Here is a 25918-nt window from a genome sequence, read left to right on the forward strand (position 1 = left end):
AAAATGAATGGCAGAAGTATCAGTCAAACAACTTGCCACTGACATCGACACACCGGTTGATCGTCTTCTCCAGCAGTTTGTCGATGCCGGTATCAGCAAGAGCAAGGCCGACGACATGGTTAGCGAGTCTGAGAAACAGACTCTGCTGACCCATCTGAAGAAACAGCATGGAGGTGACGAGGTCGCCGCACCTGCCCGCATGACCTTGCAGCGCAAGACCAAGAGCACCATCAGTGTTCAGGGGACTGGCGGCAAGAACAAGGAAGTGCAGGTTGAAGTGCGTAAATCTCGCACCTACGTAAGACGCTCGGCGCTGGAAGATGAACAGCGCCAGGCGGAAGCCGAGGAAACAGCGCGTTTGGAAGCAGAAGAAAAAGCTCGTAGCGAGGCCGAAAACAAGGTTCGTCTCGATGCTGAAGAGAAGGCTCGCCGTGAGGCTGAGCAGGCTCGTCGTGAAGCTGAGGAAAAGGCGCGGATCGAGGCACAACAAAAGGCTCGACAGGCTCCACAGCCCGCCAAAGCAGCCAGTAGCACAGCTCAGCAAGAGGCAGAAAAGATGGCCAAGCGCGAAGCAGAAGAACTGAAGCGCCAACAGGATCAAACCGCTTTGCAAAAAGCAGAAGAACTCGCCGCGAAGAAAGCCGAAGAGGCTCGCGTCATGGCGGAACAAAACGGCCCTCGCTGGGCTGAAGAAGAAGCTGCTCGCGCCAAAGAGAGCAGTGACTATCATCTGACCACCAACAAGCATGCGCAAGCCGCAGAAGACGAGTTGGACCGGAAGGAAGAGACCAGCCGTCGTACCGCCGCCGCCGCCGTCAAGGCGCCGAAAAAGGCCGGTCGTCGTGAAGATGATCGCGACTCCCGCAACCCGCGTGCCCGTAAAGGCAAGCGCGGCAAGGTGGCCATGCCCAATGCCATGAAGCACGGCTTCAACAAGCCTGCGGCCGTGGTTAACCGTGACGTCGTCATCGGCGAAACCATCACTGTGGCCGAACTGGCCAACAAGATGGCCGTCAAGGGCGTAGAAGTCATCAAGGCGATGATGAAGATGGGCGCCATGGCGACCATCAACCAGGTGATCGATCAGGAGACAGCTCAGCTGGTCGCCGAAGAGATGGGTCACAAGGTTGTGCTGCGTCGTGAGAACGAGCTGGAAGAGGCGGTACTGTCCGATCGTGACGAGACCTCCGAAGCCAAGCCGCGCGCACCTGTCGTGACCATCATGGGTCACGTCGACCACGGCAAGACCTCGCTGCTGGATTACATCCGTAAAGCCAAGGTCGCTGCTGGCGAAGCCGGTGGCATCACCCAGCATATCGGTGCTTACCACGTCGAAACCGACAGTGGCATGATCACCTTCCTGGATACCCCGGGTCACGCGGCCTTTACCTCCATGCGTGCTCGTGGTGCCAAGTCGACCGATATCGTCGTTCTGGTTGTTGCTGCCGATGACGGCGTCATGCCGCAGACCATCGAAGCCATCCAGCACGCCAAGGCGGCAGAAGTGCCCATCGTGGTTGCGGTCAACAAGATCGACAAGCCCGAAGCGGATCCGGATCGCGTCAAGACCGAGCTGGCCCGTTACAACGTCATGTCCGAAGACTGGGGTGGCGACAGCCAGTTCGTTCACGTCTCCGCCAAGTCTGGCGAAGGCATAGACGACCTGCTGGAAGCCATCCTGATCCAGTCCGAAGTACTGGAATTGAAAGCGGTTGTCGATGGCATGGCCAGCGGCGTCGTGATCGAATCCTTCCTGGACAAGGGTCGTGGTCCGGTTGCCACAGTGCTGGTACAAGAAGGTACTCTGCGCCAGGGCGACATCGTACTGTGTGGTCTGGAATACGGTCGTATCCGTGCCATGCGTGACGAGCTGGGTCGTGAAATCAAGGAAGCGGGTCCGTCCCTGCCGGTGGAAATCCTGGGTTTGTCCGGGGTGCCGTCTGCCGGTGATGAAGCCACCGTTGTACGTGACGAGAAGAAGGCCCGTGAAGTGGCACTCTATCGTCAGGGCAAGTTCCGCGACGTCAAGCTGGCTCGCCAGCAGAAGGCCAAGCTGGAAAACATGTTCGCCAACATGACCGAGGGCGAAGTGTCCGAAGTGAACGTGGTGATCAAGGCCGACGTACAGGGTTCGGTGCAAGCGATTTGCGATGCGCTGGTCCAGCTCTCTACCGACGAAGTCAAGGTCAAGATCGTGGGCTCGGGTGTCGGTGGCATCACCGAAACCGACGCCACTCTGGCAGCGGCTTCCAGCGCCATCCTGGTGGGCTTCAACGTCCGTGCCGACGCCTCTGCTCGCAAGGTCATCGAGTCCGAGAGCCTGGATCTGCGTTACTACTCCGTCATCTATGATTTGATCGACGAAGTGAAGCAGGCCATGAGCGGCAAGCTGGCTCCTGAGTATCGTCAGGAGATCATCGGTCTGGCTGAAGTGCGTAGCGTCTTCAAGTCACCCAAGTTCGGCGCCGTTGCCGGCTGTATGGTTACCGAAGGTGTGGTCAAGCGTTCCAACCGTATCCGTGTTCTGCGTGACAACGTGGTTATCTATGAAGGCGAGCTGGAATCCCTGCGCCGCTTCAAGGATGACGTCAACGAAGTCCGCAACGGTTACGAATGTGGTATCGCGGTCAAGAACTACAACGACGTACGCGAAGGCGACCAGATCGAAGTTTACGAGACCATTGAAATTCAACGGACTCTGTAAGCCGAGAGTTAGACAAAATAGGGGGCCGCGGCCCCCTTTTATCGCAGGATAGAATATGGCCAGAGAATTCAGCCGGACCAACAGGGTCGGCCAGCAGATCCAGCGTGAAATCGCGCTGATCTTGCAGCGTGAGGTCAAGGACCCGCGCATCGGCATGGTAACCGTCTCGGACGTGGAAGTGTCCAAGGACCTCAACTATGCCAAGGTTTATGTCACCTTCTTGCAGCTGGATATCGATGCCGAGCGCATCGCGGAAGGGCTCAAGGGCCTGACCGAAGCGGCCGGCTACATCCGCAGCCTGCTCGGCAGTGCCATGCGCCTGCGGGTGGTGCCCGAGCTGCGCTTCTACTACGACCAGACCCTGGTCGAGGGGATGCGCATCTCCAACCTGGTGTCCAACACAGTGCGTGACGACAAGCGTCGCATGGCCGAAGCCGGCCGTGAAGAAGACGAAGCCGCACCGGATGATACAGAGGATAAAGCCTGAGATGTCTCGTAGACGCCGTTTCAAGGGTCGTGACGTACACGGCATCCTGCTGCTGGACAAGCCGACCGGTCTGACCTCCAACGATGTGTTGCAGAAGGTCAAGCGTATCTACAACGCCGCCAAGGCCGGTCACACCGGTGCTCTGGATCCGCTGGCGACCGGCATGCTGCCGATCTGTCTCGGCGAGGCCACCAAGTTCTCCCAGTATTTGCTGGAAGCGGACAAGCGCTATGAGGTGACCGCCAAGCTGGGCGAGCGCACCAACACCAGCGACTCCGACGGCGAGGTGGTTTCCACCCGGCCGGTGAACGTGGCCGTGGGCACCCTGATCGAGTCGCTGGACCAGTTCCGCGGCCCCATCATGCAGGTGCCGTCCATGTACTCCGCCCTCAAGCACAACGGTCGCCCGCTCTACGAATATGCCCGTGAAGGCATAGAGATAGAGCGCGAAGCCCGCCCCATCACTGTGTTCGAGCTCAAGCTCATCAGCTTTGAAGGGGATGAGGTCAAGCTGGAGGTGCACTGCAGCAAGGGCACCTACATTCGCTCCCTGGTGGACGATCTGGGAGAAGTGCTGGGTTGTGGCGCTCACGTCACCCAGCTGCGCCGCACCCAGGTGGCCAGCTATCCCTATGAGCGGATGCTGACCCTGGAACAGCTCGAGTGCATCTTCGAACAGGCCAAGGCTGAAAGCATCCCGCCACGGGAGCAGCTCGACCCCTTGTTGCTGCCGATGGATACCGCCGTGGCTGCGCTGCCCGAGGTGAACATGCTGGCGGCAGTCGCCGCCTATGTGAACCAGGGTCAGGCCGTGCAGGTAGCTAGCGCGCCGCAAAGCGGCCAGGTCCGCATGACGGTCGGCCCTGAGCGTGAGTTCATCGGGGTGGGCGAGATCGACGACGAAGGGCGGGTTGCCCCCAAGCGTCTGGTGCGCTACCACGACGATCACGACGAGGAGTGATCCTCCGGCGGTATCAGGGCGTCTTTCCCGTTGCGAAAAGTGACGGGGACGATTATGATACCGCCCTCATTTCACGGCTGAATTAGAGATTGGCTGTGAACCTTTAAACACTCTACTTGGAGTAATACCATGTCTCTAAATGCTGAGATCAAAGCTTCCATCGTTGCTGACAACGCTCGTTGCGCCAACGACACTGGCTCCCCCGAAGTGCAGGTTGCCCTGCTGACTGCCCAGATCAACCATCTGCAAGGTCACTTCAAAGAGCACGCTAAAGATCACCACGGTCGTCGTGGTCTGCTGCGCATGGTTTCCCAGCGTCGCAAGCTGCTGGACTACCTGAAGCGTAAAGATGTTCAGCGTTATGCTGCTCTGATCGCCAAGCTGGGTCTGCGTCGTTAATCGACCATCAGATTTCGCGAAAAAGGGGAACCTCAGGGTTCCCCTTTTTTATTGCGCGTCAGGCTGTTGCCGGCTTCACAGAATTTGTGTCACTGCTTACCTTTTGGTTCGAATCAAGTATACTTGCACGCGAATTTAAAGAGCCAAATTGTAAAAAGGAAATTCACGTGAATCCTATTGTAAAGTCATTCCAGTACGGTCAACACACCGTCACTCTGGAAACCGGTGTGATGGCCCGTCAAGCCACTGCGGCCGTAATGGTCAGCATGGACGATACCTGCGTATTTGTGACCGTAGTAGGCAAGAAAGAGGCCGATCACGGTCGCGATTTCTTCCCGCTGACCGTCAACTACCAGGAGCGTACCTATGCTGCTGGTCGTATCCCGGGTGGTTTCTTCCGTCGTGAAGGCCGTCCGAGCGAAGGCGAAACCCTCACCTCCCGCCTGATCGACCGTCCTATTCGTCCGCTGTTCCCGGAAGGCTTCCTCAATGAGGTTCAGGTGGTTGCCACCGTCATGTCCGTGAACCCGCTGGTTTCCCCGGACATAGTTGCCATGATCGGTGCCTCTGCTGCACTGGCCATCTCCGGCATCCCGTTCGGTGGCCCGATTGCCGCGGCTCGCGTGGGTTACATGAACGGTCAGTACGTGCTGAACCCGACTACAGCCGAACTGCCCCAGAGCGATCTGGACCTGGTAGTTGCCGGTACCGCCAACGCGGTACTGATGGTCGAATCCGAAGCGGCCATCCTGTCTGAAGAGACCATGCTGGGCGCCGTTGTTTATGGCCACGAGCAGATGCAAGTCGTGATCAACGCCATCAACGAATTCGCCGCCGAGGTGGGTACCCAGCCGTGGGATTGGACCCCGCCTGCGACCAACGAAGCGCTGAAAGCCAAGGTTGCCGAGCTGGCCACCGCCGAGCTGGGTGAAGCTTACCGCATCACCGAGAAGGCCGTGCGTTACGCCGCCATCGGTGCCATCAAGTCCCGTGTGGTTGAGCAAGTGATCGCCTCCGGTGTGGAAGAAGATGCCAAGAAGATCGGCGAAGAGTTCCACAGCCTGGAAAGCCGCATCGTCCGTGGCCGTGTGGTCCGTGGCGAGCCGCGCATCGATGGTCGCGATCCGGAAATGATCCGCGCCCTGTCCGTCGGCACCGGCATCCTGCCGCGCGCTCACGGCTCCGCCCTGTTCACCCGTGGTGAGACTCAGGCTATCGTGGTTGCGACCCTGGGTACCGAGCGTGACGCCCAGAACATCGACGAGCTGGCTGGCCACCGTGCTGACCGCTTCATGCTGCACTACAACTTCCCGCCGTACTGCGTCGGTGAGACCGGCATGATGGGTAGCCCGAAGCGTCGTGAAATCGGTCACGGTCGTCTGGCCAAGCGCGGCGTTGCTGCCGTGATGCCGAGCGCCGCCGAGTTCCCGTACGTGGTGCGCGTGGTGTCTGAAATCACCGAATCCAACGGTTCCTCCTCCATGGCCTCCGTCTGTGGTTCCTCCCTGGCGCTGATGGACGCGGGTGTGCCGATCAAGGCCTCCGTTGCCGGTATCGCCATGGGTCTGGTGAAGGAAGAAGAAGGTTTCGTCGTGCTGTCCGACATCCTGGGTGACGAAGATCACCTGGGCGACATGGACTTCAAGGTGGCCGGTACTACTCAAGGTATCACAGCGCTGCAGATGGACATCAAGATCGAAGGTATCACCAAAGAGATCATGGAGATTGCCCTCAAGCAAGCCCGTGGTGCTCGCCTGCACATCCTGAAAGTGATGGACGAAGCCATCCAGGCGCCGCGTAGCGAAATCTCCGACTTCGCCCCGCGCATCCACACCATCAAGATCAATCCTGAGAAGATCAAGGACGTGATCGGCAAGGGTGGTTCCGTGATCCGCGCGCTGACCGAAGAGACTGGCACCAACATAGAGCTGGATGATGACGGTACCGTCCGCATCTCCGCCGTTGCCAACGAAGCCGCCATGGAAGCCATTCGTCGCATCGAGGCCATCACCGCCGAGATCGAAGTGAACCGCATCTATGAAGGCAAGGTTGTGCGTCTGGCCGACTTCGGCGCCTTCGTCAATATCCTGCCGGGTAAAGACGGTCTGGTACACATCTCCCAGATCACCGATGCCCGCGTGCAGAACGTGGCCGACTTCCTGAAGATCGGTGATGTTGTGAAGGTGAAGGTACTGGAAGTGGACCGTCAAGGCCGCGTGCGTCTCTCCATCAAGGAAGCGAATGCACCGACCGAAGCCGCCGCACCGGTTGCTGACGTGGCTGTTGCCGAAGAGCCGACTGCCGAATAAGGCTGCCGTGCCGTTGAAAAGCCGACCTCAGGGTCGGCTTTTTTGTGCCTGCTCGGCGGCGATGTTGTTTCTTATGAAGCCCTCTGTTACAACAATGGGCTCCCCGCGCGACGGGCAACAAGGAGCAGTATGATGTCGTTGGCCCTCCTCAGGCAGTTTCCTCCGCTGGTCTGGACCGTGATCCTGGGTACCTTCATGGTGCGCACCAGCTATTACATGGTCTGGCCTTTTCTCTCCATCTTGCTCTATCGGGAGTATGCCCTCTCGGCCACCAGCATAGGGGCCATGCTGGGAGCGAGTGCGGCGCTCTCCACCCTGATCAGCTTCTATGGCGGCTGGTTGTCGGACCGGCTGGGGCGGCGCAACATCTTGCTGGCCGGCTGCCTGGTGGCGCTGCTCTGTTACGGCCTGCTCGGCTTCTCCCACTCAGTGCTCTGGCTCGGGGTCGGGGTGATCGGCAGCGGTCTCTCCTCCGGTCTCATAGATGCACCGGGCAAGGCGCTGATGGCCGACAGTCTCGCTTCGGCCAAGGCGCGCGAGCTGGCGCTGCATATGCGCTACTTCCTGCTCAACCTGGGGGCGGCGACAGGGCCCCTGCTCGGGGTGACCCTGGGCATCAGCGCCCAGCAGCAGACCTTCCTGCTGCTCTCCGGCAGCTATCTGTTGCTGGGGGCCGCCTTCGTCTGGGGCTTTCGCAGGCTGAATGAGGAAGAGCGGCGCGGTGGCGGCCTGGGTCTGCGGGCCGCCATCAAGGTGCTGTGGCTGGATCGGGGCTTTCTGCTGCTGGTAATGGCGAACCTGCTGATGGTGCTGGTCTACTCCCAGTTTCACTCACCCCTGGTGCAGTACCTGACCCGGGCCGAGACCCCGGAGGTGGCGCGGCTGGTCGCCATTCTGGTGACGATCAACGCGCTGACCGTGGTCTTGCTGCAATTCCCGCTGCTGCACCTGCTCGCCCGCTGGCCCGGCAAGGTGCGGCTGCAGCTTGGCATCATGCTGTTTCTGGGGGCTCAGGTGCTGTTTGCGCTGGGGGATCCCGCGCAGTGGTCGCACTGGATCGGGGCCGTGCTGCTGCTGAGCGTGGGGGAGACCATACTGTTCCCGCTGCTCAACGTGCTGATCGATCAGATGTCGCCCCCTCATCTGAAGGGGAGCTATTTCGGGGCCGGGGCGCTGGCCGGGCTGGGCGGTGCCATAGGGGCCGTGCTGGGGGGCTGGATCCTGGAACTGTGGGGCGGGCCGTCACTCTACATATTGATGGCGCTGTGCTGCATCTTGACCTTTCTGCTGTACGAGTGGGGGGCGCGGATCCCGCGCCCCGAGGTGGTGAAAGCCTGTTCCCGCGAGGGTTAGTGGGTCTCCTTCAGGTTGACCTGCTTCATCGCCTTCTTGGCGGCATACATGCGCTCGTCGGCCAGCCGGATCAGGCTGTTGCCCTCGTCGAACTGGATGGGGCCCGTTTGCACCATGCCGATGCTGAGGGTCACGTCCCCTAGCTGCTCTGCCAGGGTGTGGGTCAGCCGTTGCAGATAGACGTCCCTGGCCTGATCCTCGTTGCAGTTGGGCAGGATCAGGCAGAACTCATCCCCGCCGTAGCGAAAGCAGCAATCCTCCGCCCGCGACACCTTGCGAATGCAGGCGCCGACGATGCGCAGTATCTCATCTCCCCGCTGGTGTCCCTGGGTGTCGTTGATCTGCTTGAAGTCGTCGATGTCGAGGTAGGCGATGACCACGGGCTCGGCGCGGCGCTGGCAGGTACGCAGGGTGCGGGTCAGGTTCTCCTGCAGGTGACGCACGCTGAGCAGGCCGGTGAGGGAGTCGGTCCGGCTCATCTCCTCCAGCTGCTGGGTGCGCTCGCGCACCTTCTCCTCCAGCGTCTTGGCGTAGATCTCCGACTTCTCCTTGGATGACTCTATCTCCGAGACCAGGCTGCGGATATAGGTCTCGAACACCAGAGTGATGTCGAACAGGAAGAGCTTGTCGAGGGCGGTCAGCATGGTCATGCGATTCTGCTCATGCTCTATCTGGGTGAAGATATCCTCGATGAGCAGCCCCTTGAGGGTGTTGATGGCGGCCAGATAGAGTTTGGGTTCCACCCCGATCCGCTTGTGCACCAGCCCGATCCGCAACCGGTTGTTGACGTACTCCAGATCATACTGGCCGCTGAACAGGTCGAGGATGTAACGGCGCTGGGCCGCCCGCAGCCGGGTGAGCGTATCGGCATCGCCGATCAGCAGGGCAATCTCGGTGATCCCGGTCTGCAGCGTATAGAACTTGTCGACCAGCGCATCTATGTGGGGCTCTATCTTGATGCGATAACTGGCGAGCAGAGTGAAATCGTCCTCGCCCAGCAGCAACAGCTCCTTGCGATGGGCTATTTCGAACTCTGTGATCCGCATCTGTTCCAGCAGAGTCTGTTCGGTTGGATTCATGGCTGTTCCCTGAACGAAAATGACGACGCGCACTTTGTTATCTAACTGACAGTGTAGACATTAACGGCAGGGGACAGGTTTTCAAATGGCGCAGGTTTGTTGCAGGTCAACGGCTGCGCCCATCGCTCTATCTACTAGAAGGTCAGCACCTTGTCGGCCGCCAGGGTCCACTGGGCCAGCAGCGGCAGGGTACCGATCTCGATCCCCTCGATGAGCGGCAGGGCCGTGATGCCGCGGGCATCGGTACAGGTCTTGCACAGGCGGATGATGGTGCCATGGGCCAGCAGGATCTCCAGCATCTGGCGCAGGTTGTACCCCTCGGCCGGGGCTTGCCCTGCCAGCGCGGCGCCGACCGCATCGGACATCAGGAACAGTTGCAGGCTGGCACCGCCCTGTTCGCCCAGGGCAATGGCCAGCCGCAGGGCGTTGAACAGGGATTCGCTACCGTAGGGTGCGCCGTTGGCGATGATGACAATACGTTGATTCATAAAAGACTCCATTCTGAAAGCCGCTATTGTAGACTCGTCGGGGCCGCGCTGGCGTGATGTTGCACAAACTCTGTCGTACCGGTTGGCACACGGCTTGACCCGTCCGGCCGAGTGAGGTCTGATAGGCGGCCATCAAACATGACAGAGGAGTGAGGTCGTTATGTGGAAGGTTATCGGAATGAGTATGCTGCTGTTGGCCGGTCAGGCTTATGGCAGCCAGGAGGTGGGCTGCAAGGCACGGCAACAGGCGGTGGCGGATCAGCTGGTCTTCGCCAAGGCGCACAACAACGCGGATCAGGTGGCCGGGTTGGAGCGGGCACTGCGCAATATCGAGGCTCACTGCACCGATGCGGGCCTGTTCAAGGAGCAACAGCAACGGGTGGCCGAACTGAAAACGCAGGTGAACGAGCGGCTGATCGAGCTGCAAAATGCGCGGGTGTCGGGCAAGCCTGACAAGATCGCCAAGAAGCAGGCCAAGCTGGAAGAGGCCCAGACCAAGTTGCTGGCAGCCCAGAACGAGCTGGATGCGCTGAGCAAGCTGATCACCCACTGATCGCCGCATTGCAGCGTGAAAAAGCCGGGCATGCCCGGCTTTTTGCTGTTCAGTGATCCCTCCTATCATGCTCCCCGTCGACCGACCATGTTGGCCGGCACCACCCAGGCATCGAACTGCTGCGCCGTGAGATGGCCTGAGGCGATGGCCGCTTCTCGCAGGCTGAGCCCCTCATGATGTGCCCGCTTGGCTATCTCGGCCGCCTTGTCGTAGCCAATGTGGGGGTTGAGCGCCGTGACCAGCATCAGGGAGCGGGCCAGCAGATCATCGATGCGCGCCCGGTTCGGTGTGATGCCGATGGCGCAGTGATCGTGGAAGCTCTGCATGCCGTCGGCCAGCAGCCGCACGCTCTGCAAAAAGTTGTGGGCTATGAGCGGGCGGAACACGTTCAGCTCGAAGTTGCCGCTGGCGCCGCCTATGTTGATGGCCACGTCGTTGCCCATCACCTGGGCGCACAGCATGGTCAGCGCCTCGCACTGGGTCGGATTGACCTTGCCGGGCATGATGGAGGAACCTGGCTCATTTTCCGGGATCAGCAGCTCTCCCAGCCCGCTGCGGGGGCCGCTGGCCAGCCAGCGCACGTCGTTGGCGATCTTCATGAGCGATGCGGCCAGCGTCTTGAGGGCGCCGTGGGCATGCACCAGTGCATCGCTCGCCGCCAGCGCCTCGAACTTGTTGGGGGCGCTCACCAGCGGCAGGCCCGTCTGCTCCGCCAGGGTGGCCGCCACCTCGTCGGCAAAGCCGGGTGGCGTGTTCAGGCCTGTGCCGACGGCCGTGCCTCCCAGCGCCAGCTCGCACAGGTGGGGCAGGGCGGCCCGAATGTGGCGCTCCGCCTGTTCCAGCTGGGCGACCCAGCCGGAGAATTCCTGCCCCAGAGTGAGCGGGGTGGCGTCCTGCAAGTGGGTGCGGCCAATCTTGACGATGTCGTCGAAGGCGTGCGCCTTGCGCGCAAGGGTTGCACTCAGGGTGATCAGGGCGGGCAGCAGTTGCAGCGTGATGGCGCTGACGGCCGCCAGGTTCATGGCGCTCGGGAAGACGTCATTGCTCGACTGGCTCTTGTTCACCTCGTCGTTGGGGTGCACCAGGCGCGCTTCGCCGCGCGGGCCGCCGAGCAGCTCGCTGGCCCGGTTGGCCAGCACCTCGTTGACGTTCATGTTGGTCTGGGTGCCCGAGCCTGTCTGCCAGACCCTGAGTGGAAACTCCTCCCCGTGCTGGCCACAGAGGACCTCATCGGCGGCGCTCATGATGGCCTGGGCAGTGCGAGCGGGCAGCAGTCCCTTGGCGTGATTGACCCGGGCACAGGCAGACTTGATGCGCGCCAGGGCGTGGATCAGCTCCATGGGCTGACGCTCCCCCGAGATGTCGAAATGGTGCAGGGAGCGTTGGGTCTGGGCCCCCCACAGCCGCTCGGCCGGAACGGCTATCTCCCCGAAGCTGTCGTGTTCTATCCGTGTCGTCATTGCATCCTCCCGCCGAAAAGAAAAGGGGCGAGGGAATATCCCTTGCCCCTCACAGCATGGCAAACCACAGGCCAGGTCGCTCAGAATGGCGCCTCACGTTGTGGCGTGCCCTCTTGCATCATGGTTCAGCCGTGGGGGCGAAACGGTGTCAGCGCCGCCAGCGGGCTGGCATCCATGTACTCCTGAATCGCCTCGCCGTGCTTGAAGATCTTGAAGCCCTCGCCGCGGGCGCTCCAGTATTCGAGGGTGTCGCCGCTGATTTGCAGCAGGCTGGCCTCGCGCAGGGCCACCACATGTTCGCTCGGGTTGATGGCGCAGAACTCCGCCAGACGCTCGTCGCGGGTCTCCCCCATGTGGCCGCTGATGCTGGCGTCCAGATAGTGGGGGTTGATCTGCAGCGGGAACAGGCCAAGTGCGGGCAGCACGGCGGCGTTGCACACCGGCATGTCGTTGGTGGTGCGAATGCTGGGGGTGGCCACGTTGCAACCTGCGCTCCAGCCCACATAGGGCACGCCCCGCTCACGCACGGCGCGCTGGATGGGCACGATCAGGCCGTTCTCGTGCAGCAGCTGGTTGAGGCGCCAGGTGTTGCCGCCACTGACAAAGATGGCGTCGGCCTGGTTGATGGCGTCCACCGGATCGTCAAACTGATGGATGCTGATGGCTTCCACCCCCAGACTTTCGCCGAGCTCATTGGCTCTGGCATCCCAGTCGCTGCGGATCACGGCGTAGGGGATGAGCAGGATGCGCTTGACCTGTTTGCGGGCGAGCAGGGTCTGCACCCGATCCCGGGCCCAGCCGAGCAGACCCGGAAATTCGGTGGCTTTACCGTTGCTGAGAAGAAGCAGTTCCATGAAAAATGTCCTCATGAGTGAAAGCGGAGGAGGCGCCGCCAGGACGTGCCGTGGCGACAGGAGCCCCCATTCTAACCCGATTGGCCGCAGGGTTCTGTGATCGGTTCATGTATCCCGATGAGGCTGCCCTCTGGCCGGTTATCAAGCAGTCCACCCTCTGCGCCACTCTCTGGACCACTGCCCGGCGGCTCTATATGTATCCGCCGGGCCGCCGCAACCGGCGGTGATCTGCCTCCCGCCGCGTTTCAAATACGAAAGACCCCACCGAGGTGGGGCCTTGATCCTTGAAGGCGGTTCCCGTCAGCTGGCGCTGGCCGGGGCAATCTGGAACTCGGGCTGCTGGCGCAGCTTCCACAGCTCAATCCACTTGCGGATGGCCGACACCAGTATGACGGCGCCCAGCCCCAGCATCAGCAGCGAGATGCCTCCGTTGAGCAGGTTGTAGCCCTTGGATTCCGGGTTGAAGTAGACATGGCTCACCATCCAGTAACCGGCGTAGTTGACGGTGACGAACAGGTAGGCCAGCGGGATCAGGCAGGTCAGCATGTAGCGGCGCTTGCTGGCCAGTCGCAATATGATGGTGGCACCTATGATGAGGCCGACCGAGGCCATCAGCTGGTTCGATACCCCGAACAGTGCCCACACAGAGCCGATATCACCGGACATCAGCAGATACCCCCACATCACGCAGGCGAGCACGCTGGCACCGATGGCGCCCGGCATCCAGTCGATGCGCTTGAGGGGCGGGTAGAACTCGCCGAAGAAGTCCTGGATCAGGTAGCGGGAGACCCGGGTGCCGGAGTCGACGGCGGTCAGGATGAACACCGCTTCGAACATCACCACGAACTGGAAGAAGTAGGAGGCGAGGTTACTGAACCAGGGCACCTTGGTGAAGATGTAGGACATGCCCACCGCCAGGGTGACGGCGCCGCCGGTGCGACCGTTCAGGTCCATACCGATCTCCTGGGAGAGGAAGGGCAGATCCACCACCTGCATCCCCAGCTTGGCGAAGGCCTCCGGGGTGGCATTGATGGCGAAGTAGTCGGCCGGGTGCAGGGCGGTGGCGGCGATCAGCGCCATCACGCCCACCACGCACTCGGCCAGCATGGCACCGAAGGCGACCGGCAGTATGTCGCTCCACTTGTCCACCAGTTTCGGGGTGGTGCCTGAGCCGATGAAGGCATGGAAGCCGGAGATGGCGCCACAGGCGATGGTGATGGAGATGAAGGGCCAGACCGGGCCGCCCAGTACCGGGCCGCCGCCGTGGACGAACTGGGTCATGGCGGGGAACTGGATCTCCGGGTTGATGCAGATAACGCCGATGACCAGGGCGCCGAACACGCCGATTTTCATGAAGCTGGAGATGTAACCGCGCGGGGTGAGCAGCAGCCAGACCGGCAGGGCGGTCGCGAAGAAGGCGTAGATGGGCAGCGCCAGACTGATGGTCTCGGCACGCAGGGTCAGCCAGGCACCGAAGGCGCTCTCCTGCACGTAGGGGCCGAAGAAGACGCAGGCCAGCACGGCGATGAAGCCCACCCAGGAGGCGGCTTGCAGGTTGCCGGTCAGCTTGTGCCAGATCCCCACCACCATGGAGATGGGGATGGTCATGAAGACCGCGAACACGCCCCAGGCGTTACGCTCCAGCGCGTGCACCACCACCATGGAGAGGCCCGCCATTGTGATGGTGATGATGAACAACATGGCCAGCCCCGTACACCAGCCGGCGATGGGGCCGAGCTCGGCCTTGGCCACCTCGGAGAGGGACTTGCCCTGATGCTTCATGGAGGCGAACAGCACCACGGTATCGTGCACCGCGCCGCCGATGACGCAACCGATCAGCAGCCAGAGGAAGCTCGGCAGGTAACCGTACTGGGCCGCCAGGACCGGGCCCACCAGGGGGCCGGCGGCGGCGATGGCCGCGAAGTGCTGGCCGAAGTTGACCCACTTGTTGGTCGGCACATAGTTTTTGCCATCTTCCAGCTGGTGGGAGGGGGTGACAAGCTTGTCGTCGGCCATCAGCACCTTGCGCACAAAGAACACGCCGTAGAGGCGATAGGCGATGGCGAGGATGCAGAGGGCCGCAATGACGAAGGTGATTGCGTGTTGCATGACGGAGTTTCCTTTTCCTGCGGCCAATCCGGCCGGGCTCAGGCTGCACTCTACGCAGGCGGCAGGGAAAGGGGAGCGCAGAAAAGGTCAGTGGCAGAGGGCCGCCCGCGAGCGGCAGAAAAGCGGCCCCGAGCGGTTTGAGGGGGGAGCTGGCGGGCGTGGGAGGCGGGTGAGCGGTAACGGGCAGGGTGGCGGAGTGAAGCGCCCCGCCCCATCAGGGAATATCCAGCAGCTCCTTGAGCGGTTTCAGGTAGCGCCGACTCACCGGCACCTTGTGGCCGCCCTGGGTCACCACCTCCGCCAGCCCGCCGTCGAGCAGCAGGATCTCGCGGATCTGGCCGGGGTTGAGCAGGTACTGGCGGTGACAGCGCACGAAGCCGGTCTTCTCCTCCAGGGTGCGCAGGGTCAGCTCTGTGGTGCCCTGTTGCTGGGCGCTCACCACCTTGTTGCCGGCCAGATCGCTGTGGACGAACTCCACCTCGCCAAGGGGCAGCAGCAGGATGCGGTTGTGGCCGCTGCAGGGGATGCTGCGCAGGGGCTGGGCGATGCGGGTAGGATCCGGCAGCGGCTGGCCAGCCAGTTCACCCCCTTTGGAGGAGAGGGGGGAGAGCAGTCGCTGGATGCGCTCCAGCGCCTTGTTCATCCGCTCAGCCGTGACCGGCTTGAGCAGGTAGTCGAGGGCGTTCTCCTCGAACGCGCGCAGGGCAAACTCGTCGTAGGCGGTAATGAAGACGATGTGGGGGCGCAAGTCCGGGTCCAGCATGCTCACCAGCTCCAGCCCGCTGATGCGCGGCATCTGGATGTCGAGAAACAGCAGGTCGGGCTTGAGGCGGTGGATGGCGGGCAGCGCCTCCATGGCGTGGGCACACTCCCCCAGCAGGCGGATATTGCCCGCCTGCTCCAGCAGCAGCCGCAGCTCCTCGCGGGCGAGGGGTTCATCGTCGACGATCAGGGCGGTCAGCATGGGCTCTCCTGCAGGGGAAGGGTGATCCTCACCCGGGTGGATTGATGGAGTTCGCAGTGAATGGTGACCCCGTACTCGGCGCCATAACGGGCCTTGATGCGCCGATCCACTATGTTCATGCCAAGGCCGCTCTCTTCCCGTTTGGCCTGATAGAGGCCGGCGTTGTCACACACCTCCAGCACCAGCTGCTCGCCCTCCTGCCGCGCGGTCAGGGTCAGTCGGCCGGGCTCGAACATCTGGGAGATGCCGTGCTTGATGGCGTTCTCGACTATGGGTTGCAGGGAGAAGGTGGGCAGCCGGTACTCCAGCAGCGGCTCGGGAATATGGATCTCCACGCTCAGGTGCTCGGCGAAACGGGCCTGCTCTATGTGCAGGTAGGCGTTCACGTGCTCCAGCTCGTCGGCCAGGGTCACCTCGTCCCCCTGGCGCTTGAGGTTCTTGCGAAAGAAGGTGGAGAGGTGGTGCACCAGGGTGCGGGCATCCTCGGGGTCGCGCCGGATCACCGCCGCCAGGGTGTTGAGGGCGTTGAACAGGAAGTGCGGGTTGATCTGCGCCTGCAACAGCTTGATCTCCGACTGGGCCAGCAGCCGCTTCTGCTCGTTGTACTTGCTGGCCAGGATCTGGCCGGAGAGCAGCCGGGCAATCCCTTCTCCCAGGGTGCGATTGATGGAGGAGAAGAACTTGCGCTTGGGCTCGTAGAGCTTGATGGTGCCCACCACCGACCCCTCTTCCCCCCGCAGCGGAATGACCAGGGAGGAGCCGAGCCGGCACTGGGGATGCAGGTTGCAGCTGTAGGGGATGAGGTTGCCGTCCGCATAGACCACCTCGTTGTGCTGGATCGCCTTGAAGGTGTGGGCCGAGTTGATGGCGGTGCCCGGCAGGTGGTGATCCTCGCCTATGCCGATGAAGGCGAGCAGCTTCTCCCGATCGGTGATGGCCACGGCGCCCACCCCTGTCTCCTCGTAGAGAATGCGCACCATCTGCTGGCACGCCTGCTGGGTGAAGCCCTTGTCCAGCACCCGCATCGCCCGCTCGGCGATCTTGAGGGCGCGGGCGGAGAAGGCGACCGAGTACTTCTCCAGCATGGCGCGGTGATCGAGGATCATCCGCATGAACATGGCGGCCCCCAGGGTATTGGCCACCAGCATGGGGGCTATGATGTTCTCGATGAGGTGGATGGCGTCATCATACGGGCGGGCCACCAGCAATATGATGCCCATCTGCATCAGCTCGGCGATGAGGGCCACAGATCCCACCACCCAGGGGCTGAACAGCAGGTCGAGCCGGTGGCGGGCGACGAAGTGGCGATGCACCAGGCCGCCGAGCAGCCCCTCGGCTATGGTGGAGAAGGTGCAGGCCAGGGCGGTGAAGCCTCCCAATGAATAGCGATGGATGCCGCCGGTGAGCCCCACCAGCAGCCCCACGACAGGGCCGCCGACTATGCCCCCCAGCACGGCGCCGATGGCGCGGGTATTGGCGATGGAGTCCTCGACTCTCAGGCCAAAGTAGGTGCCCATCACGCAGAAGCCGGAGAAGATGAGGTAGCAGAGGATCTTGTGGGGCCAGCTCAGGGTCACCTGAGTCAGCGGCATGAACAGCGGCGTCTTGGAGAGCAGCCAGGCGATCACCAGATAGACGCAGAGCTGCTGGAAGAGAGATATCACGAGCGCGAATTGTTCGAAAGCCACGGCACACTATCTCGAAAGGGGATGCTCATCCAATGGACGCGGAGTATTAGCAAACCCAGATTTGCGCTGCAAGCCACGGGCGCCGGAATAGCGGGGTTGCGCACAGATTTGGTTGACAGCCTGAGCCAAAGGCATCCCATGTCGCCGCCTGGCCTGCCCATTCACGAAAGCTGTCAACAATCAGGGGGCCCGCGGGCCCCCTGATTGTTGATAACAGCATCAAATTAGTCGAGCTTGAAGTCGACCCACACCAGCCGGTGATCCGAGCTGACTCCCTTGGCGATGCCGAGCTTGGCGTCGTACACCAGGTGATAGCCCGGCTCGAAGCTGGCCGGCCAGAACACGCCGGAGGCGACCACGTTCAGGTTGGCGGAGGGCAGCACATGATCGAGCTGCAGGCCGCTGCTGCTGGTGATGCGCTCCGGGGTGGGGCGGTTGTTGTTGCGCTTGCACTGATCCGGCTGGCTGGCGAGGCACTCGGGGCCGCCCTGACTGACCGGAATGATGGCGCCGTTGGTGACCGCCTGATTGACCAGCACATGGTTGTGCAGATCCTGGATGGCGGTGAGATCCCCATCACCGATCTGGGGATCGGCGTTGAGATCGCCGGCGATGACGAACTTGGCGCCCTCGGCCAGGCCACCTGCCTTGCCGGCGTCATCCACCATGTAGCTGGCGGTCTCCACGTAGTCCTGCCAGAAGGCGACTTCGGCGCGGTTGTGCTTGACGTTGTGGCGCGCCGCGTTGCCGAAGATGGGCGGGGTCGGGTGGGAGACGAGGAAGTGGATCACCTCCTCCTTGTTGCCGCGCTTGATGCGCACCGGCACGTCAGCGTGGTTCTTGGACGAGAGCGGGAAGGCCTGCCAGGCGGCGTCGTCATACCAGGCATCGCCACACTGGCGGCCGGCCGGGATCGGGGCCTTGGCATTGTTGCAGTCGTCGATGACGGGGTTCTGCTCGCCCGGCATGTCCTTCCACTTGAAGTGCTGGAAGGTGCGGATCTGCTTGGTATCGATGGGATACTGGGACATCACCGCAAAGGCGTACTGGCCGTGGTAGTTGCCAAAGCCCCAGGCGTCGTCCGGCCCGCTGTTGACCTTGCCATCCAGGTTGAGGTCATGGCCGCTCATCAGGCCTGTGTTGGTGGCGAAGTTTTGCAGCACAGGGTAGCTGATGGCGGTCACCTCGCCGTGCTGGGCGTGGGCCAGATAGTTGTCGTTGAAGGCTTTGAGGTCGGCGGTGCCGGCGCCCTTGCCGTCGTTGTCGAACTCGTTGAGCAGGAAGACGTCCGGCCGGGTGCGCTGCACTATCTCGGCGATATTGCGGATCTGCTGCACGTCCAGGGCCTTGGTCTTCTCTGCACCGCTCAGGCTGCCGTCGGCGAGGCGAGCCAGCAGGGCGTCCTGCTCGGCGCGGGTCAGGACCAGTTCCCCGCTCAGCATGCCGGGAGCGGTGCGATCAAAGGAGAGGTTGAAAGTTGCGAAGCGAACCATGGGGGTCGGGGTCTCGGAGTCGTTTTGGCTGTTACAGCCTGCCATCAATCCGAGGGAAATGGCAGCGGCGAGTAGGGACTTGCTGATATTTTTCATTGTAATATTCCGTAGCATCAATAAGTTATATCTCGTTGGTACGAGCGTTGAGGCGTGCCCATTATAGGGATCCCGGCCCCGGGCCGGGCGCCGGATGAGCCAAAGTGTGAGTCCATTCACAGAGCAATGAGGGGAGGCGAGATGAGTCGGCGACAAACGGCCCTGGTGGTCGAGGGGGGCGCCATGCGCGGCATTTTTGCCGCCGGTGTGCTGGATGCCTTTCTGGCACAGGGCAGGACGGCGTTCGATCACTGCATCGGGGTCTCGGCGGGGGCGGTCAATCTGGCGGCCTTTCTGGCCGGCCAGCGGGGGCGCAACCACAGCGTCATCACGGACTACTCCTGCCGCCCCGAGTTCATCAGTCTGGCCAGGTTCGTGCGCGGCGGCCACTGGCTCGATCTCGACTGGCTGTGGGCGATCACCATCCGTGAGTGCCGACTCGATCTGGCCCGCTTCGCCGCCAATCCGGTGCCGCTGACCGTGGTGGCCACCCGGGTAGCGGACGGCCAGGCCGCCTACCTCAAGGGGAATGCGGCCGAGCTGGAGCAGCAGATCAAGGCCTCCTGTTCTGTGCCCCTGGTCTATCGCGACTTCGTGCGCATCGGCGGGGAAGCCATGACGGATGGCGGAGTGGCCGACTCCATTCCGGTGCGTCATGCCTACGAACAGGGGGCGCGCGACATCACAGTGGTGCTCTCCCGGCCGCTGGGTTATCGCAAGCGGGCGCCACGTCTGCCGGCCCTGCATCGCTACCTGCTGCGCGAGACGCCGGCCCTGGCTCGCGCCAGCCTCTCGCGCCATCAAAGCTACAACGATGCCATCGACTTCATCCGCCAGCCGCCGGCCGATTGCCGCATCCGGGTCATAGTGCCGCCGGCGGGTTTTCGGGTTGGCCGCATGACCACAGACCGGGCGCGACTGGAGCAGGGCTACCAAATGGGCTGGCAGGCGGCCCTGGACTATCTGGCGGCCGACCCGGCCCAGCCTTGAGTCCCCTGAGCGGCTCCGCCCGGGGCCGCCATCATGCAAAGCCATGGCGATGCCGCTGCGGGTCAGGGATGAATCATCCCGCCCATCACTCCCTGTATTGATGACCAGAGCCAGCTTTTTTTCGTCCGCTTAATATGCAGCTGGATAATTGTTTGCGATATTTAAAGCGAAATGGTCAGCATTGCCGGCATGAAGAAATATCACTATTAAGTTGAGCTAAATAATCCACGAGTCAAATTGTGACTGAATAATAAAGCCGGTGGGGAACTTTCCTGACTGGTGTTTTTTAATACGCCTGGATATTCATTAAATCTGTTTTTATTCATATACATAGGGTGAGTTAGCTTATGCGAAATAGATTATTAGCGCTGGGTTGAATCTCTTTACATTAATGGCGAATTGATAGCCTGACTTCATCTCGGCTACTGTCCCCTCTCGATTCGTTTGGGTAGCAAACGGATACGTCAATAATAACGACAGAGACTGGACGCATTGATAAAGAGTCATCTTTATTGATTTTAATCCTGCCAAAGGAGCCGGAATAATGAGTGGTTTATCTTCCCATCAAATTGCCCGTGAGATATTTGCCGAGTTGTTGCCCTATCGTCGTCGCTTCCCCGATCCCATCCTGGATCGGCACAGCGAAGAGCAGGAGGTGGCCGCCATCCAGATCCCCCGGCTGCAGGCCTTCATCGAGCGGGGCGAGACCATCACCTGCGTCTTGCCCGCCTTCCCCACCAAGTCACCGAACCCGAACAAGGTGCTGGGCACCCTGCCGGACATGGCGGAGCGCCTCTCCCTCAGCTTTCTCAATCACCTCTGCCAGCGCATCCAGCTGCACTACAGGCCCGGCATGCGGATCCTCATCTGCTCGGATGGCCATGTGTTCGGTGACCTCATCCGGGTGCCGGATCCGGCCATCGACGCCTATCAGGCCCATATCGAGCAGCTGATCCTGGAGCTGGGGGCGACCCACCTCGGGGTCTTCCACCTGGGGATGGTGGCGGGCATGGCCGAGTTCTGCGCCAGCCGCGACTTCGACACCCTGCGTGAACAGCTGGTCGAGCGCTATGCCGAGCCGCTGGCGCAGATCAGTGAAGAGGTGAAGACCACGGAGGAGGGGGTTCGTCTCTATCGCGCCATGACCCGCTTCCTCTATGAAGACAGCCAGCTGCCGGACACGCCACTCTCCAACACGGCGCTGCAGCGGGATGCCAAGTCGCGCACCCATGCCGTGATCCAGCGCAGCCGCGCCTGGGGCAACCTGCTGGCTGAGCGCTTCCCCGAGGCCATCCGCCTCTCCATCCACCCCCAGGCGAGCCACAGCCTGAAGATGGGCATTCACATGCTGCCGACCCGGGATGACTGGCTCACCCCCTGGCATGGGGTGGCGGCCAATCTGGATGGCCAGTTCGTGCTGATGAAGCGGCGCGACGTGCTGGCTCTGGAGCACGAGCTGGTCCATATCCATGGCCGTCCCAGTCACTACCTGATCCACAGCAAGCAGGCCGCCGCCTGAGGAGTTCACCATGACAGCATCCATCATTCCCCTCGGCGGCGAGCATTGCCGCATTCACCCCCAGGCCCCCTTCGGTCTGCTGATCGAACCGGCCCGGGAAGGGCAGGCGGTACAGGCCCTGCCGGTCGAATCGCTGCGTGAACTGGCCCGTCGCCACGGCGTGCTGATCCTGCGCGGATTCGAGTCCGGCTTCACCGACCCCGAGCGGCTGACCCGCTATGGCGAGGCGTGGGGCGAGATCATGATGTGGCCGTTCGGCGCCGTGCTGGACGTGAAGGAGCACGAGAACGCCACCGACCACATCTTCGACTCCAGCTATGTGCCGCTGCACTGGGATGGCATGTACAAGCCGACCCTGCCCGAGTTCCAGCTGTTTCACTGCGTGCACGCCCCGGCGGCCGACGAGGGGGGGCGCACCACCTTCATCAATACCCGCCAGCTGCTGGTGGATCTCGATGGCGAGCGGCTGGCCCGCTGGGAGCGGATACGGATCACCTATCGCATCAAGCAGGTGGTGCACTACGGTGGCGAGGTGAGCTCGCCCCTGCTGGTGCCTCACCCGGTGAGCGGCGAAACCGTCATGCGCTACAACGAGCCGCCGCGCGAGGGGGTGCGCTTCCTCAACCAGCATGCGCTGCAGATTGAGGGGATCCCGCCCGATGAGCAGGCCGCCTTCCTGCAGGATCTGCACGAGCGACTCTACGATCCGCGCTACTTCTATGCCCACCAGTGGCAGCCGGGGGACCTGGTGATCGCCGACAACCTAGGCCTGCTGCACGGGCGGGAAGGCTTCACAGCCCGCTCCGCGCGCCACATCCAGCGGGTCCACATCCAGGCCAGCCCGCTCTGCCTCAACCCGGCGCTGGCGCCGCAAGGGGCGGCGTGATGGCGACCATTTTGCTGGCAGCCACCGCCACCCCTGGCCACGTCAACCCCATGCTGGCGGCGGCCCGCCTGCTGGTGGGGGAGGGGCACAGGGTGCTGATGTTGTGCGGCGCCCTGTTCGAGCAGCGCATCCGCCAGAGCGGCGCCGAGTTTGTGCCCTTCGCCCCCGAGCTGGATTTTGACTACCGGGCGCTGGAGCAGCACTTCCCCGAGCGGGCCGAGCTGAGCGGCACCACCCAGATGGCGCTGGCGCTCAGGCGTTTCTTCGCCGCGCCCATCCCGCAGCACGACCGCCGCTTGCGGGCGCTGATCGCGGAAGAGGGGGTGGATCTGCTGCTGGTGGAGAACGGCTTTTACGGCGTGCTGCCGCTGCTGCTGCAGGCGCGCGGCCGGCGCCTTCCCATACTGATGCTGGGGGTGAACCCCGTCTCCTTCTCGAGCCCGGATGCCATCTTCTACGGCCCGCGCATCGCCCCCGAGCTGCGCCGCTCCCTTGGCGAGCTGCCCTGGCTGGATGAACAGACCAGGCGACTGCAGGCCGAGGTACAGCAGTGCTTCGATGTCGCGCTGGCCGAGGCGGGGGCGCCGCCGCTGGCGGCCCCCTTCACCGATGTGATGGTGACGGCGCCGGATGCCTTCCTGCAACTCTCCTGTGCCGGCTTTGAATACGAGCGGCCGGAGCTTGAGGGGGTGATCCGTTATATCGGCCCCCTGCTGCCACCCCGGATTGAGCTGGTGCCGCCGCCCTGGTGGGAGCAACTGGATGAACGGCCACTGGTCATCGTCAGCCAGGGCACCCTGGCCAACGTGGATCTGGGACAACTGCTGATCCCGGCCATGCAAGGGCTGGCGGGTGACGAGCTGCAACTGCTGCTGACCACGGGCGGGCGGGATCCGGCGCTGCTGGGTCCATCCATCCCCGCCAATGCCATCGTCACCGAGCATGTGCCGTTCGAGCTGGCGCTGCCCCGCGCCGCCGTGCTGGTGACCAACGGCGGCTATGGTTCTGTGCAGGCCGCACTGGCCCACGGGGTGCCGCTGGTGGTGGCGGGCACGGGGGAGGACAAGGCCGAGGTTGCCACCCGGGTGGCGTGGAGTGGCGTTGGCATCAATCTGCACAGCAACGAGCCGACGGCAGAGGCCGTAACCGCCGCGGTGCGCAAGCTGGTGCGCGAGCCGCGCTATCGGGCACGGGCGCGCCTGCTGGCCGACGAGATGGGAAGGCTGGATGCCAGGGTCGCCATCGCCGGGGCGGTGACGACCCTGCTCGCCAGCACCCGATAACGGAGGGAGGCCGATCTGGCCTCCCTTTTTGTTCAGCTTCTGCTCAGTTTGCGGTTGTTAGCCTGCTTGCCAGCTAAAGAGCAGGCGCCGGCGGCGATGGATGCACTTTTTCATGCAAAAAGAGCCATCCCGACGTTGAATTTTTGGCCGACTCAGGAAAGAATGCGCGCTCGGTTATTGACCTCGGGCGCAGGGTGACTCGTCACAGGCCAGACCGAGGATGACACGGCCCCCGGCCAACTTGGTACAGGAAACCACACAGGAATTTTATGAATCCCCTTCGCACTGCCGCTTCGGCCCTTTTATGTACTCTGACGCTGGTCAGCCATCAGGCCGCCGCCGTTGAATACACACTGCCCGCGGCCAACAGCCGCCTGATCGGTGAGAACCAGGAATACGTGGTGCCTGCGGACAACCGTCCGCTGGAGCAGATCGCCTCCGACTTCCAGTTGGGCCTGACCAACATCATGGAAGCCAACCCGGGCGTCGACCCCTATCTGCCGACACCGGGCAGCAAGCTGGTCATCCCCCATCAGCTGATCCTGCCGAATGCGCCCCGTGAAGGGATCGTCATCAACGTGGCCGAGATGCGCCTCTACTACTACCCCAAAGGCAAGAACGTGGTGGAAGTGCTGCCCATCGGCATAGGCCAGCTGGGTGTGAATACCCCGGAAAACTGGATCACCAAGGTGGAGCGCAAGCGCGCCAACCCGACCTGGACCCCGACCGAGAACATCCGTCGCCGCTACGCCGCCCAGGGCAAGACACTGCCTGCGGTCTGGCCGGCCGGTCCGGACAACCCCATGGGTCTGCACGCCCTCTACATCGGCAACCTGTATGCCATCCACGGCACCAACGCCACCTTCGGCATAGGTCTGCGGGTGAGCAGCGGTTGCGTGCGTCTGCGTGCCGACGACATCAAGTACCTGTTCGACAAGGTGCCGGTCGGTACCCGTGTCCAGTTCGTCAACCAGCCGGTCAAGTCCACGGTCGAGCCGGATGGCGGTCGCTACATGGAAGTCCATGAGCCGCTGTCGCGCAACGAGGAGGAGTTCAACTCCACCACGTCCGTGCCGCTGCCCATGACCCCGGCCATCACCCGCTTCATCGCCCACATGGACAGCGACTCCAATGTGGTCAAGCAGGTGCTGGAACAGCGTACCGGCATGCCGACCCGTCTCAACCCGCAGGCCTGATGGCCCGGGAGACCCGGTAATGAACAACGGCGACCTTGTGGTCGCCGTTGTTGTTTCTGGCCTTGGTGAGAACTATTCGTGGCTGATGGTGATCACCGCCATGGTATGGCGCGGGTCAATCCATCGACAGGAAACCTGGCTGCTGGCGAGACGCAGTGGCGACTGCTTCGCCAACTGCTGCAGATTGAGTGTCTCTGTGGTTTGCGCTGGGCCCGAGAGGCAGGTGACCTGCATCTGATCCTGTTGCTGCTTGATACGGCAGGCATCTTCCACTATGGCTCCGCTGAAGCTGATGCGTCCCGTACTGGTTGCCGGCACCGCCTGTGCCGTGGAGATGGTGGCGAGGGTGAGCGCCACTGCGATTGTCTTCATGCAGACCTCCTGATTGTCTTGCACGTTGGTAGGAAACCACTTTTTCATTGCCTTGCACTGTCACTATCGACCTGATCAGAAGGGAGCTGAGCGTTATTTGACCGCTTGCCATGTCGCCCGGCGCTGGCGGGTTGACTGAAAAAAACAGGGCAACCCAGAGGTTGCCCTTGCTATGGCCGCCGGCTGCGGGTGACAAGGCCGCGTGCATCCAGACGCGGCGCTTATCTTGCTCAGGGGGTGGGAGGGGCGTAGAGGGCAAGCCAGTTGCCTTCGGTGTCTTCTATGATGACCCGGGATCCATGGCCGCTGCCGATGCTGTGCAAGGGTTCGAGCACGCGTCCGCCGAGCCTTGGGACCATCTCTTGCGCCGCTTGCAGCCTGTCTCCGAGGGAGAGATAGATGAGAGGACCAGTGCCGCCCGGCTGGTGGTATTTATCCATGGGGCCGAGGCAGGCCGCCGCGTTGTTGCCATCGTGGCGCAGCATGGCGAAGCGTATCTCCTCCTGTATCGGCGTGACCGGCACGTCGAGCAGGGCCGAGTAGAAGGCCATGGCGCGATCCAGATCCCGTGTCGGAATGTCGGCCCAGACCAGGGTATTGTCCATCTTGGTGATCTCCAGCATGTTCCGGCCGATGCGACCGGCGGCTCTTTTCCTTGCTGACGGCCTCTCGCGA

The 25918-nt window shown here is 62.4% G+C and carries 22 protein-coding genes; 12 read left to right on the forward strand and 10 right to left on the reverse strand.

The features are described from left to right. Positions 1-7: 7 nt before the first annotated feature. The 6 genes from infB (at position 8) to ACM3N8_RS08165 (ending at position 8213) form a co-directional block, all read left to right on the forward strand. Positions 8-2704 carry a translation initiation factor IF-2 gene (gene infB / locus ACM3N8_RS08140; RefSeq protein ID WP_043555054.1) on the forward strand — a complete coding sequence of 899 codons (2697 nt, stop codon included), beginning with the start codon at positions 8-10 and terminating at the stop codon, positions 2702-2704. Between the two features lie 55 nt (positions 2705-2759). Beyond that, entirely contained in the window at positions 2760-3191 is a 432-nt protein-coding gene (rbfA, locus tag ACM3N8_RS08145) for a 30S ribosome-binding factor RbfA (protein ID WP_042866616.1), read from the forward strand. Between the two features lies 1 nt (position 3192). Further along, entirely contained in the window at positions 3193-4152 is a 960-nt protein-coding gene (truB, locus tag ACM3N8_RS08150; RefSeq protein ID WP_290017862.1) for a tRNA pseudouridine(55) synthase TruB, read from the forward strand. Between the two features lie 129 nt (positions 4153-4281). Further along, entirely contained in the window at positions 4282-4551 is a 270-nt protein-coding gene (rpsO, locus tag ACM3N8_RS08155) for a 30S ribosomal protein S15 (protein ID WP_005317514.1), read from the forward strand. A gap of 167 nt (positions 4552-4718) precedes the next feature. After that, on the forward strand, positions 4719-6860 hold the full coding sequence (pnp, locus tag ACM3N8_RS08160; protein WP_043140206.1) for a polyribonucleotide nucleotidyltransferase: 2142 nt from the start codon (positions 4719-4721) through the stop codon (positions 6858-6860). 132 nt (positions 6861-6992) lie between these two features. Further along, positions 6993-8213 carry an MFS transporter gene (locus ACM3N8_RS08165; protein ID WP_241278566.1) on the forward strand — a complete coding sequence of 407 codons (1221 nt, stop codon included), beginning with the start codon at positions 6993-6995 and terminating at the stop codon, positions 8211-8213. Here the strand turns inward: ACM3N8_RS08165 and ACM3N8_RS08170 are convergent. Both ACM3N8_RS08170 and ACM3N8_RS08175 read right to left on the reverse strand, forming a co-directional pair. Continuing rightward, positions 8210-9292 carry a protoglobin domain-containing protein gene (locus tag ACM3N8_RS08170; RefSeq protein WP_241278565.1) on the reverse strand — a complete coding sequence of 361 codons (1083 nt, stop codon included), beginning with the start codon at positions 9290-9292 and terminating at the stop codon, positions 8210-8212. The genes ACM3N8_RS08165 and ACM3N8_RS08170 overlap by 4 nt on opposite strands. A 134-nt stretch (positions 9293-9426) precedes the next feature. Next, positions 9427-9780 carry a DsrE/DsrF/TusD sulfur relay family protein gene (locus ACM3N8_RS08175; protein ID WP_241278564.1) on the reverse strand — a complete coding sequence of 118 codons (354 nt, stop codon included), beginning with the start codon at positions 9778-9780 and terminating at the stop codon, positions 9427-9429. A 178-nt stretch (positions 9781-9958) separates the two neighbouring features. Between ACM3N8_RS08175 and ACM3N8_RS08180 the strand changes: the two genes are divergently transcribed. Beyond that, positions 9959-10333: a DUF1090 domain-containing protein gene (locus ACM3N8_RS08180; RefSeq protein WP_290017860.1), complete on the forward strand. Its 375-nt coding sequence runs from the start codon at positions 9959-9961 to the stop codon at positions 10331-10333. Between the two features lie 65 nt (positions 10334-10398). Here ACM3N8_RS08180 and fumC read toward each other — a convergent pair whose 3' ends face one another. The 6 genes from fumC to ACM3N8_RS08210 all read right to left on the reverse strand — a co-directional run bounded on the left by fumC (position 10399) and on the right by ACM3N8_RS08210 (position 18997). After that, positions 10399-11793 carry a class II fumarate hydratase gene (fumC, locus tag ACM3N8_RS08185; protein WP_290017859.1) on the reverse strand — a complete coding sequence of 465 codons (1395 nt, stop codon included), beginning with the start codon at positions 11791-11793 and terminating at the stop codon, positions 10399-10401. Between the two features lie 125 nt (positions 11794-11918). After that, positions 11919-12647, reverse strand: coding sequence for a dipeptidase PepE (gene pepE, locus ACM3N8_RS08190; RefSeq protein WP_290017858.1), 729 nt, complete (start codon positions 12645-12647; stop codon positions 11919-11921). Between the two features lie 300 nt (positions 12648-12947). Beyond that, positions 12948-14756, reverse strand: coding sequence for a carbon starvation protein A (locus tag ACM3N8_RS08195; protein ID WP_290017857.1), 1809 nt, complete (start codon positions 14754-14756; stop codon positions 12948-12950). A 214-nt stretch (positions 14757-14970) separates the two neighbouring features. Continuing rightward, positions 14971-15720: a two-component system response regulator BtsR gene (gene btsR, locus ACM3N8_RS08200; RefSeq protein WP_098982827.1), complete on the reverse strand. Its 750-nt coding sequence runs from the start codon at positions 15718-15720 to the stop codon at positions 14971-14973. Next, entirely contained in the window at positions 15714-17408 is a 1695-nt protein-coding gene (locus tag ACM3N8_RS08205; RefSeq protein ID WP_416015951.1) for a LytS/YhcK type 5TM receptor domain-containing protein, read from the reverse strand. Before ACM3N8_RS08205 ends, btsR begins: the two co-directional genes overlap by 7 nt. 224 nt (positions 17409-17632) lie before the next feature. After that, on the reverse strand, positions 17633-18997 hold the full coding sequence (locus ACM3N8_RS08210; protein WP_416015953.1) for an endonuclease/exonuclease/phosphatase family protein: 1365 nt from the start codon (positions 18995-18997) through the stop codon (positions 17633-17635). A 141-nt stretch (positions 18998-19138) separates the two neighbouring features. On the opposite strand from ACM3N8_RS08210, the gene ACM3N8_RS08215 reads away from it, so the two are divergent. The 5 genes from ACM3N8_RS08215 to ACM3N8_RS08235 all read left to right on the forward strand — a co-directional run bounded on the left by ACM3N8_RS08215 (position 19139) and on the right by ACM3N8_RS08235 (position 24871). Next, positions 19139-19987, forward strand: a complete 849-nt coding sequence (locus ACM3N8_RS08215; protein WP_416015955.1) for a patatin-like phospholipase family protein — start codon at positions 19139-19141, stop codon at positions 19985-19987. Positions 19988-20531: 544 nt separating this feature from the next. Beyond that, positions 20532-21506 carry an L-tyrosine/L-tryptophan isonitrile synthase family protein gene (locus ACM3N8_RS08220; protein ID WP_241278555.1) on the forward strand — a complete coding sequence of 325 codons (975 nt, stop codon included), beginning with the start codon at positions 20532-20534 and terminating at the stop codon, positions 21504-21506. 10 nt (positions 21507-21516) lie between these two features. Then, a complete protein-coding gene (locus tag ACM3N8_RS08225; RefSeq protein WP_416015956.1) occupies positions 21517-22392 on the forward strand; it encodes a TauD/TfdA dioxygenase family protein in 876 nt (291 codons plus the stop codon). Beyond that, positions 22392-23675 (forward strand): glycosyltransferase, encoded by a 1284-nt coding sequence (locus tag ACM3N8_RS08230; protein ID WP_416015958.1) that lies wholly within the window; start codon positions 22392-22394, stop codon positions 23673-23675. Before ACM3N8_RS08225 ends, ACM3N8_RS08230 begins: the two co-directional genes overlap by 1 nt. A 269-nt stretch (positions 23676-23944) precedes the next feature. Then, positions 23945-24871 carry a L,D-transpeptidase family protein gene (locus ACM3N8_RS08235; protein ID WP_043135772.1) on the forward strand — a complete coding sequence of 309 codons (927 nt, stop codon included), beginning with the start codon at positions 23945-23947 and terminating at the stop codon, positions 24869-24871. 72 nt (positions 24872-24943) lie between these two features. On the opposite strand, the gene ACM3N8_RS08240 is transcribed toward ACM3N8_RS08235, so the two are convergent. Further along, a complete protein-coding gene (locus tag ACM3N8_RS08240; RefSeq protein ID WP_416015960.1) occupies positions 24944-25243 on the reverse strand; it encodes a type 1 fimbrial protein in 300 nt (99 codons plus the stop codon). Between the two features lie 230 nt (positions 25244-25473). Continuing rightward, a complete protein-coding gene (locus ACM3N8_RS08245) occupies positions 25474-25866 on the reverse strand; it encodes a VOC family protein (protein WP_043555073.1) in 393 nt (130 codons plus the stop codon). Positions 25867-25918 lie beyond the last annotated feature (52 nt).

Origin of the sequence: Aeromonas sp. A04, assembly GCF_047780465.1 — a bacterium.
GTDB lineage: Bacteria > Pseudomonadota > Gammaproteobacteria > Enterobacterales > Aeromonadaceae > Aeromonas > Aeromonas bestiarum.